This is a genomic window from Actinacidiphila sp. bgisy167, from assembly GCF_057707665.1.
On sequence record NZ_JBYIQP010000012.1, the window covers coordinates 41,968 to 54,899 of the forward strand.

At 73.4% G+C, this 12,932-nt stretch carries 12 protein-coding genes; 5 read left to right on the plus strand and 7 right to left on the minus strand.

Annotated features, from left to right (window positions below; all coding sequences use genetic code 11):
* Positions 1 to 10: 10 nt before the first annotated feature.
* Positions 11 to 673, minus strand: a complete 663-nt coding sequence (locus AC3ET4_RS07155; RefSeq protein ID WP_431947103.1) for a hypothetical protein — start codon at positions 671 to 673, stop codon at positions 11 to 13.
* A gap of 117 nt (positions 674 to 790) precedes the next feature.
* Positions 791 to 1,462 (minus strand): DedA family protein, encoded by a 672-nt coding sequence (locus AC3ET4_RS07160; RefSeq protein WP_431947105.1) that lies wholly within the window; start codon positions 1,460 to 1,462, stop codon positions 791 to 793.
* A 531-nt stretch (positions 1,463 to 1,993) separates the two neighbouring features.
* Between AC3ET4_RS07160 and AC3ET4_RS07165 the strand changes: the two genes are divergently transcribed.
* From AC3ET4_RS07165 to AC3ET4_RS07175, 3 genes are all read left to right on the plus strand, one after another.
* Positions 1,994 to 3,415, plus strand: a complete 1,422-nt coding sequence (locus AC3ET4_RS07165) for a family 2B encapsulin nanocompartment shell protein (RefSeq protein WP_431947106.1) — start codon at positions 1,994 to 1,996, stop codon at positions 3,413 to 3,415.
* A gap of 136 nt (positions 3,416 to 3,551) precedes the next feature.
* Positions 3,552 to 4,319: a DUF4097 family beta strand repeat-containing protein gene (locus tag AC3ET4_RS07170; RefSeq protein WP_431947108.1), complete on the plus strand. Its 768-nt coding sequence runs from the start codon at positions 3,552 to 3,554 to the stop codon at positions 4,317 to 4,319.
* Positions 4,320 to 4,409: 90 nt separating this feature from the next.
* On the plus strand, positions 4,410 to 5,654 hold the full coding sequence (locus AC3ET4_RS07175; protein ID WP_431947110.1) for a hypothetical protein: 1,245 nt from the start codon (positions 4,410 to 4,412) through the stop codon (positions 5,652 to 5,654).
* A 92-nt stretch (positions 5,655 to 5,746) separates the two neighbouring features.
* On the opposite strand, the gene AC3ET4_RS07180 is transcribed toward AC3ET4_RS07175, so the two are convergent.
* Both AC3ET4_RS07180 and AC3ET4_RS07185 read right to left on the minus strand, forming a co-directional pair.
* Positions 5,747 to 5,968 (minus strand): FmdB family zinc ribbon protein, encoded by a 222-nt coding sequence (locus AC3ET4_RS07180; protein ID WP_431947112.1) that lies wholly within the window; start codon positions 5,966 to 5,968, stop codon positions 5,747 to 5,749.
* 20 nt (positions 5,969 to 5,988) lie between these two features.
* Positions 5,989 to 6,648 (minus strand): O-methyltransferase, encoded by a 660-nt coding sequence (locus AC3ET4_RS07185; protein WP_431947114.1) that lies wholly within the window; start codon positions 6,646 to 6,648, stop codon positions 5,989 to 5,991.
* Positions 6,649 to 6,670: 22 nt separating this feature from the next.
* On the opposite strand from AC3ET4_RS07185, the gene AC3ET4_RS07190 reads away from it, so the two are divergent.
* A complete protein-coding gene (locus AC3ET4_RS07190) occupies positions 6,671 to 7,315 on the plus strand; it encodes a nucleoside/nucleotide kinase family protein (RefSeq protein ID WP_431947116.1) in 645 nt (214 codons plus the stop codon).
* On the opposite strand, the gene AC3ET4_RS07195 is transcribed toward AC3ET4_RS07190, so the two are convergent.
* The 3 genes from AC3ET4_RS07195 to AC3ET4_RS07205 are packed head-to-tail and all read right to left on the minus strand — an operon-like array spanning position 7,296 to position 11,772.
* Complete coding sequence (locus AC3ET4_RS07195; RefSeq protein ID WP_431947118.1) at positions 7,296 to 8,123, minus strand: HAD family hydrolase; 828 nt, start codon at positions 8,121 to 8,123, stop codon at positions 7,296 to 7,298. The genes AC3ET4_RS07190 and AC3ET4_RS07195 overlap by 20 nt on opposite strands.
* Positions 8,120 to 10,609, minus strand: a complete 2,490-nt coding sequence (locus AC3ET4_RS07200) for a phosphoribosyltransferase (RefSeq protein ID WP_431947120.1) — start codon at positions 10,607 to 10,609, stop codon at positions 8,120 to 8,122. Before AC3ET4_RS07200 ends, AC3ET4_RS07195 begins: the two co-directional genes overlap by 4 nt.
* Positions 10,606 to 11,772, minus strand: coding sequence for an HpcH/HpaI aldolase/citrate lyase family protein (locus tag AC3ET4_RS07205; protein ID WP_431947122.1), 1,167 nt, complete (start codon positions 11,770 to 11,772; stop codon positions 10,606 to 10,608). The genes AC3ET4_RS07200 and AC3ET4_RS07205 overlap by 4 nt, the downstream gene beginning before the upstream one ends.
* A 223-nt stretch (positions 11,773 to 11,995) precedes the next feature.
* Between AC3ET4_RS07205 and AC3ET4_RS07210 the strand changes: the two genes are divergently transcribed.
* Positions 11,996 to 12,910 carry a TerD family protein gene (locus AC3ET4_RS07210; RefSeq protein WP_431947124.1) on the plus strand — a complete coding sequence of 305 codons (915 nt, stop codon included), beginning with the start codon at positions 11,996 to 11,998 and terminating at the stop codon, positions 12,908 to 12,910.
* The last annotated feature ends 22 nt before the right edge of the window (positions 12,911 to 12,932 follow it).

The following is a 12,932-nucleotide window of genomic DNA, read 5'->3' on the forward strand; positions in this document are numbered from 1 at the left end:
CGCGGGCGCGTCAGCCGGTGGCCCCGCCCCGGGGCCGGTCCGGGCCCACAGGGCCGTCCGGGCCGGGCTCCCGCCGCCCCTGGACGAGCAGCAGCACGCACACGGCGATGACCCAGAGCCCGGCGAGCCCCAGGCCGATGAAGCCGGCGTACGGGATGAACATCAGCACGCCCAGGACGAAGCCCGCCCACCCCAGCCACTGCGGCAGCGGCCCGCCCGTGCTGAGGGAGACGACCGTCCCGGCTCCGAGGAGCATGACGCCGATCCCTGCCAGGACGGGCATGAACAGGTCACTGCTCAGGGCGTTGAGGGCCTGCAGTGCCCCACCGCCGACCAGGACCTGGTCGGCGGCCTCCACAAGACTGAGGGTGAGCCCGGCGCTGATCCAGAAGCCGAGGGCGGCCAGGATGCCGCCGGCGAAGGAGACCTGGGGAAGCCAGCCGGTGCGGTCGGAACCGGCCAGGACGTGCCGCAGGTAGCCGGCGAAGAACGTCAGGAAGAGCCCGGCGACGAGCAGCAGATACAGCCCGACGCCCTGCCGGGTGCCATGGGCGAGGTAGAACGCCCTGACCGCGACCCCGGAACTGCCGATCCCCGGGGTGTCTCCCTGGAGTGCGTAGGAGACGGCGGCGAGGATCACGGCCACGAGGCCCGTGAGCGGTCCGAGTCGCATCGGGGGTCTCCGATCCGTCCGTTGGCCCCCCAGACCGGTGGATGTCCGTACCGATGCTGTCACGGCTCGTGGCGGGCCGCCCATCGGCGGCACCCACCCGGGCCGTCCAGGAACGGCTCAGCGAGCCGCCTCGGCGACGGCCCGCTCGGGCGCGGCCGCGGTCTGTGCGGGCACCGTCACCGGGACGACCGTGTGGGCGCGGCGCTCACGGCGGAAGACGTACGCGGCCAGGGAGCCGGAGCCGATCAGGGCGACGGCGGACGTGGCGGTGCCGAACCAGCCGGCGCCCAGCCACTGGCCGCCCGCGTAGCCCAGGCCCACGCTGTACGCGGCCCAGGCCAGGCCGGCGAGCGCCGACCAGGGCAGGAACTCGCGGACCCGGCGCTGCGCCGCGCCCGCGGTGAGGCTGACGACGGAGCGGCCGGCCGGGGCGAAGCGGGCGAGGACGACGAGCGCGCCGCCGCCGCGGGTCAGGACGGCGCCGAGGATCTCCTGGGCGGTGGAGAGCCGGCGGGAGTGCGCCACGTGGTGGTCGATCCAGTCGCCGCCGCGCCGCGCGAGGCGGTACGCGGCGAGGTCGCCGAGGGTGGAGGCGACAGCCGCGCAGAGCAGGAGGGCGAGCACGTCCAGGAGGCTGCTGCCATGACCGGCGGCCGTGGCGGCCGTGGCCGCGGAGATCAGCAGGACGCCGCTCGGCACCACCGGAAGGAAGACGTCGAGCACGATGGAGGCGGCTACCAGGGCGTAGATCCACGGTGAATCCAACAGGGAACCTGGCCCGACGAACACCGCGTCCTCCTCTCCTGGCGAGTGCGCGGCGCCTGCGGGGAGTGCGGCGGTATCACGCAGAAGCGGTTCTCCTGCGATCCGCTCTCAGCCGTACAGCGTACGCCAGCCAAGCTTCAGCCTTCCCCTCGGGGCGCGTGATGTTTTCCTCATTTTCGATGGCGGGAGTGGGGAATAGCACCTGATTTACCGGGCGGAACAGGGAGGCTTCCCCGGAACGAGGCGCTCCGCCGCCCTTACGGTGAAGACCATGTGCACGTCATGGACATGCCATGCGCTTCCCCGCCGTCCGCCGCCACTCGGAATCGCACACGCGCTCACCCCGCCGGCCCGCACACCCTCTCCGCTCCGGGAAAGCCACGCCCACCCGAATGAGTGAGTGCAAGACGCTCCGCCCGGTGGGTAGTTACCGAGGGGAAAGCGGCCGAAGGCAGGGGGACCACCGCACAACACGCCTTGTTCCACCGTGAATTGTTTGCCATAACCACGCTTTTGTGCGCGTGGGCCATCAGGCCGCAAGGGGAAGGACCATCCATGACGGTTGAGCCGGGTGTCGCGTCGGAGGCTGCGACGGGGAACGGCCAGTCTCAGCGGAGTCTGAGCACCGCTGCGGCGCGGAATTTGGCGACGACCACCAAATCCGCGCCACAGATGCAGGGAATCACATCACGGTGGCTGCTGCGGGTGCTGCCGTGGGTCGAGGCCGCCGGCGGCGCCTACCGGGTCAACCGGAGGCTCAGCTATTCGGTGGGCGACGGGAGGGTGGACTTCGTCCAGACCGGTTCCGAGGTCCGGGTGATCCCGGCGGAGCTCGGCGAACTGCCGGTGCTGCGCGGCTTCTCCGACGACGCGGTGCTGACCGCCCTCGCCGGGCAGTTCGAGCAACGCGAGTACGCGCCCGGCGAGACGATCGTGACCGCCGGGCAGCCGGCCGACCACGTCTTCCTGATCGCGCACGGCAAGATCAACAAGCTGGCCCCGGCCAAGTGGGACGGCCAGGGCGTGATCGGCAGCATCACCGACGGCGGCCACTTCGGCTCCGAGAGCCTGGCCGGCCCCGACGGGCCGTGGGAGTTCACCGCCAGGGCGGCCACCGCGGTCACCCTGCTCGCCCTGCCGCGCCAGGCGTTCCAGAACGTCATGCAGCAGGCCGACGGGCTGCGCGAGCACGTCGCGGGCTTCGTCAGCGGCACCCAGCAGGCCCAGAACCCCTACGGCGAGAAGGCCATCGAACTCTCCTCGGGCCACGTCGGGGAACCGGACCTGCCCGGCACCTTCGTGGACTACGAGCTCTCTCCGCGCGAGTACGAACTGAGCGTCGCGCAGACCGTGCTGAAGGTGCACAGCCGCGTCGCCGACCTCTACAACAAGCCCTACAACCAGGTCGAGCAGCAGGTGAAGCTGACCATCGAGGCACTGCGGGAACGGCAGGAGCACGAACTGGTCAACAACCGGGAGTTCGGCCTGCTGCACAACGCCGACTACCGGCAGCGCATCACCACGCACTCCGGCCCGCCCACTCCGGACGACCTCGACGAGCTGATCAGCCGGCGCCGCAACGCCCAGTACCTGCTGGCGCATCCGCGGGCGATCGCTGCCATCGGAAGGGAGTTCAACAGCCGCGGTCTGGTGCCGCAGAACATCGACTTCCACGGCCACCACATCCCGTCCTGGCGCGGAATCCCGATCCTCCCCTGCAACAAGATCCCGATCACCCGTGAGAACACCACCTCGATCCTGGTGATGCGCACGGGCGAGGACAACCAGGGCGTGATCGGTCTGCACCAGACGGGAATCCCCGACGAGTTCGAGCCCGGGCTCTCGGTGCGTTTCATGGGGATCGACGAAAAGGCGATCATCTCCTACCTCGTCAGCACCTACTATTCGGCAGCCGTCCTCGTCCCCGACGCCCTCGGCGTCCTGGAGAACGTGGAGATCGCGCGCCCCGGGGACTGACCACCGCCACGGCAAGCGGACCCGGGCCCCCGGACCCGGACCGCGCAACCCCCGGACGGGGTGGGGATTTTCCCCACCCCGGTTCCGGTGGGCGGCCTGATTCCGGGCGCGCCGGGCACTCCGTAGCGTCCCGGGTATGACGAAGACCACCCGCACATCGAGGACCGCCGCCGCCGTCGCGGCCGTCGTGGCACTGATCGGTACGGCGTCCGCCTGCGCGAACGCCTCCGACGACAGGGAGCCGGAGCGCAGGAGCTTCGCGCTCGCCGGTGGCGAGCTGACCATCGACTCCTCCGACAGCGCGATTGTGGTGAAGCCCGCCGACGTGGCCGAGGTGCGGGTCACCCGGTGGCTCGACGGCTGGGCCGTGCTCGGTCACGCTCCCGAGGCCACCTGGGCGATGCGCGGGAACACGCTGTCCCTGCGCACCAAGTGCCAGGGTGTGGTGCAGGACTGCGCGGTGCGCCACGAGGTCCTGGTGCCGCGTGGGGTCGGCCTGACGGTGGTGAGCGGTGACGGCCGTGTGGAGGCGAGCGGTTTCCATACGCCGCTGCGGCTCACCACCCGCGACGGCTCGGTCGTCGTCCGGGACGTGACCGGTCCGCTCCGGCTCTCCAGCGGGGACGGCCGGATCGACGCCGGCGGCATCGGCTCCCGCGAGGTCAGGGTCCACACCGCGGACGGCTCGGTCACCCTGGCCTTCGACGGGGTGCCCGACCTCGTCGAGGCGACGAGCGGTGACGGCCGGGTCCGGGTCGCGCTGCCCCACCAGAGCTACAAGGTGTCCGCGCACTCGGGCGACGGGCACGTCAGCGTCGACGTTCCCCGTGACGCGGCCAGCGGCCATGTCGTGACGGTCCGTACGGGGGACGGCTCGGTGAGCGTCACGGAAGCCGGCCGCTGACCGCAACCGCCCGACCCGTGTATTCGTCCCAGCCAGGTGGGAGACTGGAGCGGACAACCACCGGCGGCGGACCAGCGGGAGAGGGCGACTGTGACGACGGCACGCTCGTGGTGGCGGCGCGGGGACAATCTGCGCGCCGACGCCCAGGCCGCGAAGGACGCCGCCGCCGAGGCCTTCTATGAGCTCGACACGGCGCAGCGCGACCTGGTGATCTCGATAGAGACCATCACCGCGGTCGACAGCTCCCCCGCCGCACGGCGCGCGAGCGAGGACTTCCGTGCCCTGGGCGAACGCATCGACCAGGTCAGCGCCGCCTACATCGCCGCAGTCGACGCCCACGACCTGGACCGCGACGAGTTGGAGGCAGCCACCGCGGCCCGCGCCCGCACCGAGCTCACCAAGGCGAAGGACGACCTGGTCCGTGCCAGGAAGGACCTGGACGCCTTCGCCCGGGGGCTCGGCCCGCTGCTGGACAAGGCCGAGACCCAGCTGGCCCGCCTCGCCCCCGCGGTCGAAAGGGCGCGGCAGGCCCTGCTCGCCGCGTCCGACGCACTGGACGCCGTACGGGCCTCCGGCCTGCGCGCGGACGACCTCGCGGCCCGGCTGGCCGCCCTCGGACCGGAGCTGACCAAGCTCAACCAGGGCGCCGGGACACACGGCGTGCAGGAGACCATCCGGCGCGCGGACGAGGTGCTGCGCGCCGCCGAGGCCATCCGAGCGGAGGCCGAGCGGCTGCCCGAGCGGGCCCACGAGACCGGCAAGCGGATCGTGTCGCTGCGCACGCGGAGCCAGGCCCTGGCCACCCGCACGGAGGGCGTCGATCCGGTCCTCAGCGAGCTGCGCCGGCGCTTCAGCATGGCGTGCTGGCAGGACCTGCAGGACGTGCCGGAGCGGGCGACGAAGGCCGTGGGAAGCGCGGAGCGGAAGCTCTCGGAGGCGGCGAAGGCCCGGGACGAGCAGCGCTGGCCGGACGCGACAGCCCTGCTCGGCACGGTGCGGGCGCTGCTCGACGACGCCGACGCGGCGGTGTCCGCCGCCGGCGACCGCCTGCGGCGGCTGAACGAGGTCAGCAAGGACCCGCAGGGCGAGATCGAGCGCACGCGGTTCGCCGTCCGGGACGCCCAGCGGCTCGCCATGCAGGGCCGTACGACACCGGAGCAGCGGCACGCCCGCCCCCTCGACGAGGCTGTGGCCCGGCTGGACCGCGCGGTCGAAGGCCTCCAGGGCCGGCACCCCGACTGGTGGCACTTCCTCACCGAGACGGCGGCGGTGCGCGACACGGCGGCCCGGGTCGTCGCCGCGATCCGCGAGGACCGCGCCTCCGGGCGGGCCTAGCGTCACCTGGTCGTGCGCTGTCGGGCCCTCCCGCCCTACCTGGTCGTGCGGCGCGAGGCACCGCTCCCGGAGCGGACGGTTCCCGGGGCCCGTCAGCCGCAGCAGCCGCCCCCGCAGCAGCCACCGCCGCCGCCCGCGGCCGGCCGGGGGGCCGCGGCGGCGGAGGCGGTACCGCCGACCGCGACCGTCGACAGGAGCTTGACGGTGTCGTCGTGCCCGGCGGGGCACTCCGCCGGCGCGGAGGACTCGGCCATCGGCCGGCTCAGCTCGAACGTGGTGCCGCAGGAGCGGCAGCGGTACTCGTAACGGGGCATGGGCACAGATTAACCACGGCTCACAGCGTGCGCGCCAGGGTCAGCCCGTCCGCCACGGTCAGCAGCAGCGCCTCGACGCGCCCGTCGGACGCGACCCGGTCGTTGAAGGCCCGGATCGCGGCCGTGTCCCCGGTGGCGTGCGGGTCCACCACCCGCCCGTGGTAGAGCGTGTTGTCGGCGGCGATGATCCCGCCGGGCCGCATCCGCGGGACCAGTTCCTCCCAGTAGGGGACGTAGTTGCCCTTGTCCGCGTCGAGGTAGACGAGGTCGATCCACGGATCGCGCGGCAGGGCCCGCAGTGTGTCGAGCGCGGGCGCGATCCGCAGGTCGATCCGGTCGGCGACACCGGCCTTCTCCCACGCCTCGCGGGCGACCGCGGTCCACTCCTCGGAGATGTCGCAGGCGATCAGCCGTCCGTCCGCGGGCAGCGCCTGCGCCATCGACAGCGCCGAGAAGCCGGTGAAGGTGCCGACCTCGACCACGTGCCGCGCACCGGTCAGCCGTACCAGGAAGGCCAGCAGGGGGCCCTGTTCGCGCGCCGACTGCATGGCCGCCGCGGCGCCGAAACGGGCCCGCGTGATCTCGACCAGCTCCTCCCGCACCGGGTCCAGGGGCGGGTTGTGCTCGAGGACGTAGGCATACAGTTCGGGTGTGAGCTGCGGGTTCTTGGTCTCGGGCACGGCTGCTCCTTAAGGTGGCGGCATGTACGTGGATGACGTCCTCGCCCTGGTGCCCAGCATGGCAGGCAGGCGGGTGCTGCTGGGGTTGGCGGGCGCGCCGGCCGCGGGCAAGTCGACGCTGGCCCGTTCGCTGGTGGCGGAGGTCGACGCGCGGCTCGGCGCGGGCACGGCGGCGTATGTGCCCATGGACGGCTTCCACCTCTCCAACGCCCAGTTGGACCGCCTCGGACTCCGCGGCCGCAAGGGCGCGCCGGAGACCTTCGACGTGGACGGCTACGTCCATCTGCTGCGGCGGCTGCGTTCGCCGCAGGGCCGCACGGTCTACGCGCCGGACTTCGACCGGGCCCTGGACAAGCCGGTCGCCGCGGGGATCGCCGTCCCGCCCCAGGCCCGGCTGGTGGTGACGGAGGGGAACTACCTGGCCGACGGGGCCGACGGCTGGCAGGAGGTCAGGGAGCTGCTGGACGAGCTGTGGTACGTCGAGGCCGACGCGGCCGTCCGCGAGGAGCGGTTGCTGGCACGGCATGTGACGGGCGGTCGTACGCAGGCGGAGGCCCGCGCCTTCATCGAGGCCAGCGAACGGCCGAACGCGCTGCGCGTCGAGGCGGCGCGCAGCGCGTGCACACGGGTCGTGCGCCCCGGCCTGATCAGCGGCGCGCCACGCTGAGCATCCGGCGCAGGATCTCCTCACCCGCCGCGACACCCGGCAGGGTCAGCGCGTCGACGTGCGGCGCGCCCCACCCGGTGTCGGCGAGTTCGCCGTGGCCGGGACGCCAGGCGGTGTGGGCGGCGAGCAGCAGTTCGGCGTCGAGGAGGGAGTCCCCCGCGGCGAGCACGTGGTCGGCGCCGGTGCGGCGGACGACCTCGGCCAGGGCCGCGGACTTGGTGAGCGGCCCCGGCACGGCGTAGACCTTGCGGCCCTGCAGCGAGACCGTCCAGCCCCGCTCGCGCGCCCATTCGGCGAAGTCCTTCACCCAGCTCTCGGGCAGCAGCGACCGCTCCACGACCAGGTAGACGAACAGGTCCTCGGCGACGCGCTCCTTGCGCAGCCAGGTGGCGTCGGCGGTGCGGGCCAGGTGTGCGCGGACCTCTTCCAGCGGCGCGCAGCCCTCGGCGAGGCGGCGGCGCATCTCGGCGTTCCAGTCGTGGTCGGTGTGGCCCTTGACCAGGATGTGCCCGCCGTTGGCGCAGATCGCGTACCGGGGCACCGGGCCCGGCAGGTTGATGCGCCGGTACTGCTTGCGGGTGCGGGTGGTCGTCGGGACGAACTCGGCGGCGGCCGCGAGGCGCTGGATGAGCGCCGCTGCGGTCTCCGTCATGAAGGACAGCGGCCGGCCCTCGTGCACCTCGACGCACAGCAGCCTCGGGGCCTCCTCGTCGGCCACGGAAAGGGCGAGGGCCGACGGCGAGTAGATGAGGGTGCGGTCCAGGTCGCTGGCGACGAGGGACCTCACGATCTCCGGGCGCTGCTTCACTTGGCGTCCACCGCCTTGCCGTCCGTTCCGGTCGCGCCCCGGGTGAAGCGCGGGTGGATCAGCCCGACGCACGAGTACGGCAGGTCGTCCACCTCCTCCACCGGGACTCCGCGCTGCTCGGCGAGCAGCCTGATGTGCGCCAGATCGCTGCCCGCGCCCCGCCGGGCGAGCACCCGCCAGGGCACGCGGCGCAGCAGCACCCGGGTGGTCTCGCCGACGCCGGGCTTGACCAGGTTGACGTCGCCGATGCCGTACTCCTCGCTGATCCGCTCGACCGCGGCCCACCCCTCCCAGGTGGGCGTGCGGTCGCCGGACCGGAGCTCCTTGACGTCCCGGGCGACCTCGTCGGCCACGGCGGCGAAGCGGGCCGAGACCTCGTCCACGAAGAGGCGGGAGACGTCCGCGCCGGCCAGCTCTCGGTAGAACTTGGCGCCGTGGAAGTCGCCGGGGCCGATCAGGTCGGCACGCAGCACGGTGCGCGAGACCAGGCCGGAGACGGTGGAGTTCAGGCACGCGGAGGGGATGAGGAAGTCGTCGCGGGTGCCGAAGGTGCGCACGCACGACCCGGGGTCGGCGAGCACCGCGATCTCCGGGTCGAAGCCTGCGAAGGGGGCCACGGCGTCGGCCAGTTCGCGGGTGATGGCGCCCTTGCCGGTCCAGCCGTCGACGAACACCGCCCGGGCGGGGTCGTGGTGCTCGGCCAGCCAGCGCAGGGCGGTGGTGTCGATGCCCCGGCCGCGGACGATGGACACGGCGTAGTGCGGCAGGTCCAGGTTGTGCGCGTGCCGGGCCCAGCGGCGCATCAGCACGCCGACCGGGGTGCCGGCGCGGGCCAGCGACACCAGGACGGCGTCCGGGCCGCGTTCGGCGAGCACCAGCTCGGTCACGGCGCCGACGGCGCGGGCGATCCGGGCGGCGGAGTCGGTCAGCGCGGTCCGGAACAGCTCCTGGTACTCCGCGCTGGGCTGGTACTCCACGGGCAGCGATTCCGCGTAGTGCGCCCCGCCGCTCTGGATGGCCTCCTCGCGCTCCTCGGTGGGCGCCTCCAGTTCGACGTCGGAGAGGTCCTTCAGCAGCCAGCCGACCTCGTCGGGCGCGTACGAGGAGAACGCGGGCCCGCGCAGCGGTTCCGGGAGCGTCGGGGCGGGCGGGCGGGGTTCGTACGAGGGCACCACGGCCAGCAGGAGCCTTTCGGTATGGGCGGGGAGCTGCGCGAGCAGCCCTCCGGGGGCGTGCAGGGCGGGTGTGTCGCCCACGCTGTCCACGACCGCGACGACGGCGTCGAAGCCCGCGCCCGCCACGTTGTACGCGTAGCGTTCGCCGGGGCCGTCGGCCGGGCCGTCGTGGTCGGGGAAGGCGATCCGGGTACGTATCGCGTACCCCGGATCGTCCACGGCCAGGACCGGCGAACGGGTCGTCGTGGAGAACCGCACCTCCGCGGCGGGCAGGGCGTCCTGCAGGGCCTGCGCCAGCCGCAGCGGGGCGTACATCAGCTCCTCGGCGCCGAGGACGAGGACGCGGGGCGCCGGGTGGCCGTCGCCGCGGGCGCGCGAGCCCTCGGCACGGCTTCCCGCCAGCCCTTCGGCCAGGCGTGCCGCCATCGCCGGCAGCTCCGCCTCCAGCTGCGCGCGGTGCGCCGGTGTGAAGCCGTGCCGGCCTCCGTCGGGCAGCCCGGCGGGCCAGTCGAGGTGCACCCGGTGCGGCGCCGCGGCCGGGGCGGGTCGGGCGGGCTCAGGGCGGGCGGTGGCGCTGTGCGCGGCGACCAGCGCCTGTCCGCGCTCCAGCACCCCGTCGGGGAGGACGACCGTGCCGGAGGCCAGCGCGATGACGTCGACGCCGGCGCCCAGCTCGGCCGCGAATCCGGCGAGCAGCGCGCGGTCGGCCTCCGAGCGCATGTCGACCAGGGCGACCACCACGTAGCGGCGGCGCGGATAGCGGGTGTGCAGCGCCCGCACCGTGTTGAGCACCGTCCGGCCGGTGGAGAACTCGTCGTCGACCAGCACCAGCGGCCCGTCCCCGGCCAGCAGGCCGGGGTTTTCGGGCAGCAGCAGGTGCGAGGTCGCGTGGCTGTGCTCCTCCTCGAAGCCGCCGACCGGCTCGACCCCGGGGACCGGGCGCCGCGTGGAGTGCAGGTAGGGGGCGGTCCCCATACCGTCGGCGACGGCGTGCCCGAGACCGGTCGCGGTCTCGGCGTAGCCGAGCACCACGGCCCGGGCCGCCTCCTCCTCGCCCAGCAGCTCCTGCACGCGCGCCCCGAGGCCGTATCCGGCCTCGTAGACGATCCGGGGGCGCTGGGGCACATGCTTGCCCAGCACGTTGGAGACCAGCAGGTGCGCCCGCTTGGGGTTGCGGCGCAGAGCGAGGCCGAGCAGATCCCTCAGCCCGTCGCCCCGCAGGGTGACGCCGAGCCGGTCGGCGACCCACTGCCCGGACCAGACATGCCCGTCCGCCACGTGCGGGGCACTCTCCCTCTCGCCGCGGGTCATGACGGCACGCACGCGGCGAGCAGCTCGACGAAGCCGATCTCCTCCCGCGCCACGCCGAAGACCTCGGCGCGCCGTACGGTGCGCTCGGCCCAGGCGCGGTGCGGCTTCACCTCGTTCATCTTGTTGGTGTAGGCCGAGCGCAGCACGCCTCCGCCGCTGCGGTCCTCGTGGAGGATGTCGACGGCGTCGCTCCACTCCTCGTGGCTGACAACGCTGAGCGCGTGCACGGGCTGGACGTGGGAGGGGTGGATGCAGGTCTTGCCCTGCAGGCCGTTGGTCCGGTCCAGTTCGATCTCGCGCAGCAGTCCGTCCATGTCCCGCTGGATGAGGGCGTCGCGCAGGTCGACGGCCTCGGGGACGAAGGGGCTCTGCCGCAGCAGTGGCTTGAACATGCGCTCGGAGTGCTTGAAGTACTCCCAGACCGGTCCGGTGATGGTGAAGCCGGTGCCGTCGGCGCGCCCGAGGACGTTGACGACGTCGGCGATGACCGAGGCGACGATGCGGACGTCGTAGGCCGTCATGTCGGGTGAGCGGCGCAGCCCGTAGGCGGAGCAGAAGTCGGTGACGCCGAGCCGCAGCGCGAGGACGCGGTCGCGGTACTTGTCGACGGTGCGGGAGATGCCGTACAGGGTCTCGGTGCGGGTCTCGAGGTGGAGCAGCTGCGGGGACTCCAGGACCGGCATCGCGAACAGCCGCTGCCCGCAGTCCGCCTCGGCGGCGGCGAGGGCCTCCAGGAAGGGGACCCCGGACTCCTCGGTGAACTTGGGGAGCACGAACCCGGAGAGCAGGGAGGCGGCGGCGCCGAGCCGGCGCACGAGGTCGGTGATCTGCTCGGGGGTGCGGACGCGTATGAAGAGCAGCGGGGGGTCACCGTCCTGGAGCCGGTGGGAGAGTTCGCCGAGCTGGCGGACGAGGTTCTCCTCCCCGGCCTCGACCTCGCGGTCGTCGATGGAGTCCTCCAGGCAGAGCACCATCGACACGACGCCGCGCGCGCCCTGCTTGAGCACGTCGTCGGCGAGCCTCGGCCGGGTGGCCGGGCAGTAGAGGGTGGCGCCGAGCGCGACGGCCAGCGTGGCGGCAGGTGAGGCCGCCGAGAACTCGGCGGGCTCCCGGTGGAAGAGCTCGTTCCGTACGTCGGGTGCGAGGTGCCCGAAGTGGCGCATGCGTCCCCCGTGGCTGTTGGTGGAAAGGTGGGAAGCGTCCCCCGACGCCGTGGCCGATTATCGTACGTGCGGGGTCGCGCGGACGTTCCCGGCGTACGTGAAAATCAGGTAACCGCTTCCGGTCCGGCGTGTGACCGCCGGTCCGCCGTGCCGCTCCCGCACGGCCCGCCCACCGCAGCCCCCGCGTTGTGGGCACGGGCGTCGGGAGGGCAGGATTACGCGCATGACGCAGGCGATGGTGAAGGGCTCCAACATCCCGGTGACGGCTTCGGGCGTGCGGGCGGTGCTCCGCTGGAGCCCGGGGGCGGGTGTGCCGGACGTCGACGCCTCGGCGCTGCTGCTGGGCGCGGACGACCGCGTGCGCTCGGACGAGGACTTCGTCTTCTACAACCAGCCGCGGCACCCCGGGGGCGCCGCCCGGCACCTGCCCAAGCGCAGCGAACCAGCCGGGCTGACGGACGCCGTCGAGGTGGACCTCACCGCTCTCGACGAGGGCGTGGAACGGGTGGTCGTCGCGGCCTCCTCGGACGGCGGCCCCTTCGCCCTGGTCTCCGACCTGACGGTGCTGCTCTACGACACGGCCGCGGAGCCCGAGGGGGAGCCCTTGGCGCTCTTCCACGTCGTCCCGGACACCGGCGACGAGTCCGCGCTGATCTGCGGCGAGCTGTACCGCAGGGCGGGCGGCTGGAAGTTCCGCGCGCTGGGACAGGGCTACGCCTCGGGGCTGGAGGCGCTGGCCACCGAGTTCGGCGTCACCGTGGAGGAGGGCGACCTCGACGAGGCGCCTCCGCAGCGAACGGAGGACGAGTCGGCCCCGCCCCCGCAGCCCGTGCCGCCGACCGTCCTGGCCGCCGAGCCGGACGAGTACACCCTGCAGGCCCCGGCGCCGGTGCCGCCGCAGCCCGCCGCGCCGCCCGCCTACGGCTACCCGCAGGAGCCGCAGCCCACCGTGGCCGCCCCCGCCTACGGCTACCCGCAGGAGCCGCAGCCCACCGTGGCCGCCCCGGCCCCGGCTCCCGCCCCCGCGTACGGCTACCCGCACGAGCAGCCGGCCCCCGCCTACGGCTACGGCTACCCGCAGCCGGTGCAGGCGTTCCGGCTGCCGCCGATGGGCCCGCAGTTCCAGGAAGGCCGCTGAGCCTGCCCGACGGGGGCCGCGC